This is a genomic window from Burkholderia sp. ABCPW 11 (assembly GCF_001523445.1).
Lineage (GTDB): Bacteria > Pseudomonadota > Gammaproteobacteria > Burkholderiales > Burkholderiaceae > Burkholderia.
In genome coordinates this window covers 1-5,514 of record NZ_LOVM01000086.1, presented here as the reverse complement: position 1 = coordinate 5,514, position 5,514 = coordinate 1, and the positions used below count along the sequence as shown (strand labels likewise).

4 protein-coding genes and 2 pseudogenes are annotated in these 5,514 nt (G+C 58.6%); 5 read left to right on the top strand and 1 reads right to left on the bottom strand.

Going from position 1 to position 5,514, the window contains the following annotated elements:
• Nucleotides 1-97: 97 nt before the first annotated feature.
• The 5 genes and pseudogenes from WS61_RS34425 (at nucleotide 98) to WS61_RS28615 (ending at nucleotide 5,129) form a co-directional block, all read left to right on the top strand.
• On the top strand, nucleotides 98-487 hold the full coding sequence (locus WS61_RS34425) for a transposase (RefSeq protein ID WP_095211856.1): 390 nt from the start codon (nucleotides 98-100) through the stop codon (nucleotides 485-487).
• Nucleotides 463-816: an IS66 family insertion sequence element accessory protein TnpB gene (gene tnpB / locus WS61_RS28630; protein ID WP_059505595.1), complete on the top strand. Its 354-nt coding sequence runs from the start codon at nucleotides 463-465 to the stop codon at nucleotides 814-816. The genes WS61_RS34425 and tnpB overlap by 25 nt, the downstream gene beginning before the upstream one ends.
• Nucleotides 817-846: 30 nt before the next feature.
• Nucleotides 847-1,632, top strand: a pseudogene (locus WS61_RS28625) (transposase); the annotation flags it as partial.
• Nucleotides 1,633-2,802: 1,170 nt separating this feature from the next.
• On the top strand, nucleotides 2,803-3,981 hold the full coding sequence (locus WS61_RS28620; RefSeq protein WP_059505593.1) for a DUF1624 domain-containing protein: 1,179 nt from the start codon (nucleotides 2,803-2,805) through the stop codon (nucleotides 3,979-3,981).
• A complete protein-coding gene (locus WS61_RS28615) occupies nucleotides 3,963-5,129 on the top strand; it encodes a porin (protein ID WP_257127377.1) in 1,167 nt (388 codons plus the stop codon). The genes WS61_RS28620 and WS61_RS28615 overlap by 19 nt, the downstream gene beginning before the upstream one ends.
• Nucleotides 5,130-5,309: 180 nt before the next feature.
• On the opposite strand, the pseudogene WS61_RS35870 reads toward WS61_RS28615, so the two are convergent.
• Nucleotides 5,310-5,514: pseudogene (locus tag WS61_RS35870) on the bottom strand (hypothetical protein); the annotation flags it as partial.

Below are 5,514 nucleotides of genomic sequence, written 5' to 3'. Positions count from 1 at the left end.
CCTTTATGCAGACCGGTTCGTTCGACCTTCCGTGTAATTACTCAACCCGCCTTGAACACGGAAATCCTGACACCCCCCTCGATGCCTGGGCGCATAAATCTGCCTGCAACCTGGCGTTTCAATAGCACGGACCGCCATGGAGCATGGTCTCAATCCGAATCTCCTGCGTAGCTGGATTGCCCGCTACCAAAAGATTCAGGCTCAGCTCGAACACGAGCGAGTCGCCCGATCGCCCGCGATTTCTGACGGCGTCACGATCGACCTCCCCAGTACTCCGTCGGCGTTCGTGCCGATCGTAGCGGCTACCGCACCGCCATGCGCACAACCGTCCGAGCCATTACCGTTGTCTTCTTCGATGGCGCTCTCGCTGCATGTGCGTCTATCGAATGGCGTTGAGTTCGATCTCGGCGAGGCAAGCATCGACGAATTGGCCACCGTCATTCAAATGCTCGGGAGGATGCCGTGTTCCGGTTCGACGAAGGCTTGAAAGTCTATCTGCACCGCGACCCCGTCGACTTCCGGTACGGCATGAACAGCCTGTCGATTCTCGTCGAACAGTCGATGCGCCTGAACCCGATGGATGCGTCGCTTTACGTGTTCGGTAATCGACGTCGAGATCGGATCAAGGTCTTCGGCTGGGATGGGAGCGGCTTCTGGTTGCTGATGAAGCGCCTCGAGGTTGATCACTTCATCTGGCCGGACAAGAAAACGGAAGTCGTAACGATGACGACGGCGCCGCTGCACGCGTTGCTTGACGGTGACGACATTGCCACGGCCCAGCGGCATCCGACGCGGAAATATTTACGCGTGAGCTGAACATCGAACCGGCATGCCTGTCCAATCAGCATGCCGATTCAAGTTACCGTCACCGCCGATGAACTGGCCGCGCTGCTCGCGATACGTGAGCAGCACGCAGCGCTCCAGCAAGAGCGAGACGAATTGCGTAGTATGGTGCGTCTCGTGACGGCGGAACGCGATCTGGCCGAAGAGCGACTGCGCTCCTACCGTCGCGAATTGTTCGGCGCGAAGAGTGAAGCACGCGACTCCGATCAGCTCGGCCTGTTCAACGAGGCCGAAGCGCTGGGCGCAAACGCGACGCCCGCGCAGGAAGATGCACCCGATACGACGGTCGTCGCCCATACGCGCAAAAAGCGCGGCCATAGCAAGCCGCTCGATCCCAACCTGCCGCGCGACATCGTACGGCACGAACTGCCCGAAGCCGAACGCTTCTGTGCGAACGATGGTCACGTGCTCGTCGAGTTCGGCGTGGAGATCAGCGAACAGCTTACGGTGATCCCCGAGCAGCTTCGGGTGATCCAGCACCAGCGTGTCAAATACGCGTGTCCGTGCTGCGAGCTCGGCATCAAGGTGACGCCGGCGCCGCCACGTATCATTCCCCGCGGACTGTTGAGCGAATCGGCGCTCGTGTGGATTGCCACCGGCAAGTATCAGTTCGGCATGCCGCTGTATCGGCAAGCCGGTCTGCTGCGCCGCTTCGGCGGCGACATCTCGTCGAACACGATCGCCGCCAGCATGATCCGCGTCGGCCTCGCAACACAGCCCGTCATCAACCTGATGCGCGACGCGCTGCTTGATGCCGAGCTGATCTACTGCGACGAGACGACGCTCCAGGCGCCGAGTATTGCTTGCGCTTCATCGCCAACCTCCCGTTCCTATTGGGAAAATTGCCTCCGAAACACTAACACTCATTTGTGTCCAGGATTTCTAGAGCAGATCAGCGAAATTCCATTTGACACTTCGTATACCTAATAAATGGCGGGCTGACCTATTGGGGCGAAGAGGGATAAAGTTTTTTTGAGATGTTGCAAATTTTTCCTTGTGCCTGTAAAGTTGGTGTAAGATTTGCCGGAATCGAAGGTGTTTGGGCGGCATGGCTGCAACCAATTCGCCGATGTAATGTCAGTCGGTGGCACATCGCTTGCGGTTCGCGACGACTTGGAGTCGTAGCGAGTCTCGATGCTGGGCGGGTTCGATGTCTTGTGCGATGAGTAATTGATGCCTCTAGGGCAGAAATGGCAGAAGTTTATTTGCAAAGCTTCAATATTTAGCTAAGCTAAGTTTTGATCGTTGCCTATTTTGTGAAATTCCATATGAGACCGGTGCGTCGTGATCGGCAGGGTGTCGAGTGCGCACTAGTCGATGCTATCGATAGCTTGCGGCCGCTGAACTGTCGGCTATGCCATCAGACGATTCTGAGGTGTATGCCTTCAATCCGTTTGACCAAAAGTGGATCGATAGTATCGGCTGCTCTTCGGCTAGGCGATACATGCCAGTGTGGAATCTTGCTTATCCGAGCGATCAAACGGGGATTTAAACCACCATGTCCGCCAATGGAAAACGCCGAGCCTCTGTGCGTCGCGGTTGGCTGGGGGCTGTACGAGGGCTAGCGGCTCGTAGCGGAAATTGATTTCCTTAATTGATTGGGAATATTAAGTGAACGGATGCGAATCAGATGGCGATGCAGCTAGTAATGAGGAAAGAGCGGCTGCCTCTGAGTTATTGAGCGTGTTGTTGAAGCGCGATCGCATTCAGAGTCTCGAGCTTTATTATGAAAATGACGGTCGTAGGTTAATTGCAATTAGGATGCCTGGTCGAGTCGTTGGCGGTGAAGGTGTCTCGCAACGATTTATAACCTGACATATCTGGATAACTACGATTCTGGCCCTTGCCTAAGAAGAATCGACATTGATCGCACGATCTTGTCTCGTTTTCACGCACAAGAGCCCGCTGCGCCATCGCGTAAGCCAGCCAATCTTTCGCCAATCCTACAGAGGTCTACTGATGAGTACCCTTATCGTCGCGGGGCCGGTGGCTGCACGCGCAGCCCCTGGCCACCGCCTCATCGCAATCGACGCGCTGCGTGGTTTTGTGATGCTGCTGATGCTTGTCGATCACGTTCGCGAGACTTTTTTTCTGCACAGGCAGGTGTCAGATCCGATGGATGCGTTGACGGTCGACCCTGCGCTTTTCTTTACACGACTCACGAGCCAGATTTGTGCGCCGGCGTTCGTGTTTCTGACCGGTTTGTCAGCTTGGCTTTACGGCCAGGACCGTTCGATGGGGCAGGCCACCGCGTTTCTCGTCAAGCGCGGTGCGTTCCTGATCTTTCTCGAGCTGACTTTCGTCTCGTTTGCATGGACCGCTGAGTTTCCGCCGTCGACTCTGTGGCTGCAGGTGATCTGGGCGATCGGCCTCGCGATGATCGCACTTGCCGCGCTGCTGCGGCTGCCGCGCGGCGTGCAATTCGCGCTCGGCGTCGCAATCGTCGCTGGTCACAATCTGCTCGACAACGTCCAGCTCGGCCCCGACTCCATCGGCTTCGTGCCCTGGTCAATGCTCCATCAGCGCGTGTTCATTGATCTTTGGGACGGAATGCGTGCGCGCACGACCTACCCGGTGCTGCCATGGATCGGCGTGATTTTGCTCGGCTACGCCACTGGGGCGTGGTATGCGCGAGAAGTCGATCCGGCGGTCCGGAGGCGACGGCTCGTGGCGGTCGGCGCGACGCTTATTGCGGCCTATGTCGCGCTGCGCGGACTCAATGTATACGGCGACCGGCCATGGATTGCGGCTGGCGACTGGTTGCGCACGACGATGAGCTTTCTTACCGCTACCAAGTACCCACCTTCGTTAATGTTCTTGCTGCCGACTCTGGGCGTAACACTGCTGCTACTCGCTTGCCTCGAGCGCAGCGAAGGTTGCCTCACCACACGCCGCCTATCAATGTTGGGTGGTGCGCCGATGTTCTTTTATCTGCTTCACCTGTACGTGCTGAAGGCTCTCTACCTGCTCGCGCTCGCAGCGTTCGGCGCAAATCAGGGGAAATACTTCGGCTTCGAGGCATTGTGGGGCGTGTGGCTTGTCGCGGCGCTGCTCGTGGTTCCGCTGTACGGCCCCGTCCGCTGGTTCGCCCAGCTCAAGCAACGCCGGAAGGATCTCCGATGGCTCAAGTACCTGTGATGGCGCGACCGCGGCTGAAGCGATGCGCCTCCGCGCTGACAAGTGCCGCGCTCCTGCTTGCTGTGACAACAGGTGCGTGCGCGTCGTCGGTCACGCTGTATGGCATCGTCGATATGAGTTTTGTATACACGCACAATGCGGGCGGCACACCGGACCGGCTTGAGCTGCAGAGTGGTAGCTTATCCGGCTCGCGCGTCGGCCTGAAGGGCGTCGAACCACTCGCCGGCGGCGCGGCCGCCGTGTTCCAACTCGAAAACGGCTTCAACGCGAGCTCCGGCCAGATGAACCAGGGGCGCCGGCTGTTCGGCCGCCAGAGCCACGTCGGCCTGCGTACGCCAAGCGGCCATACGATCGTCGCCGGACGCCTGTACGATCCCCTGATCGATCTCGTGCAACCGCTGCAGGGTGACGGTTATCTCGGCCAGACGTTCTCGACGCCCGGCGACGTCGACAACGCCGACGCCAGTGCGCGCTTCAACCACGCACTCAAATGGTCAAGTCCACGCACAGCCGGCTGGCAAGCGTCGGCATTTGCCTCGCTGGGCGGCGCACCGGGTGCATTGGGTTCTGGCCTCGCTCACAGCGCGGCGCTTTCGTATCGGCGCGGAGCGTTCTCCGCGGCGGCGGGGTATCTGCACGTCGATCTCGGTAATTCGTCGCGCGGGCAGCGCGGTACGTCGAGCGCGGATTCGTTCTTCAACAGCTTGGTCAATGCCGCTTATGCGGCGGCGGCCTCCGTGCGAATCGTTCGGGTGGCGACACAGTCCGCGCTCGGCGCGTTCACCATCGGTGGTTATTACAGCGACGCGCGCTACCGGCCCGATGGCGCATCCGGGTTTGCGCGGGCGCAGGTGTTTCGAAACGCGTCGATCTATGGTGTGTGGCAGGCAACGCCGACACTGATGACGGTTTTCGCGTACAACCAGTTGCACGCCTCCGGCGATTCGACCGCAAGGTACCGGCAATTGAGCGCGGGTGCAAATCTGTTCGTGAGCAAGCGCACCGACTTTTATGCGCTGGCGGGATACACGCATGCGGATGGCTCGAACGGTAACGGGCCCGCCCAGGCTGTTGTCGGCGCAACGGGTGTCGACGCAGGCGGCGCATCGCAGCTCCGGCTGAACGCGGGATTGCGTCACCGCTTCTAAGTGCATTTGACGCTTCCCGCAGATTGGAAGGTCAACTTTACTGCATGTGCGGATGACCCTGACCCAAGAAATAGTCCGGTGCAAAAGTAGAGAAATTCGGCATGATGTGTCCAAGCGGACACGAAGGCCATGCCGTGAAGACGAGCAAATTTACGGAAGAGCAGATCGCATTTGTAGTGGTCAACTGATTCCGGACACTGCGTTAAGTTTTTCTTCCGCGACAGCCGGCGCCAGTCCGTCGTTGAACTGATGCGGTCGTATCCAGTTGTATCGATGCATCAGGTAGTGACTGATATCCCGGTGTGCTTCCTGAACCGCCCCGAGTTTTGTGGAGGCTCCAACTCTTGAGAGAATGGAGCCATGAACAAGAAGCCAAGCAAGTTTT

Coding starts and splice junctions, on each gene's coding strand:
- WS61_RS28620 (WP_059505593.1), top strand. CDS start 2,803: ATGAGTACCCTTATCGTCGCGGGGCCGGTGGCTGCACGCGCAGCCCCT.
- WS61_RS28615 (WP_257127377.1), top strand. CDS start 3,963: ATGGCTCAAGTACCTGTGATGGCGCGACCGCGGCTGAAGCGATGCGCC.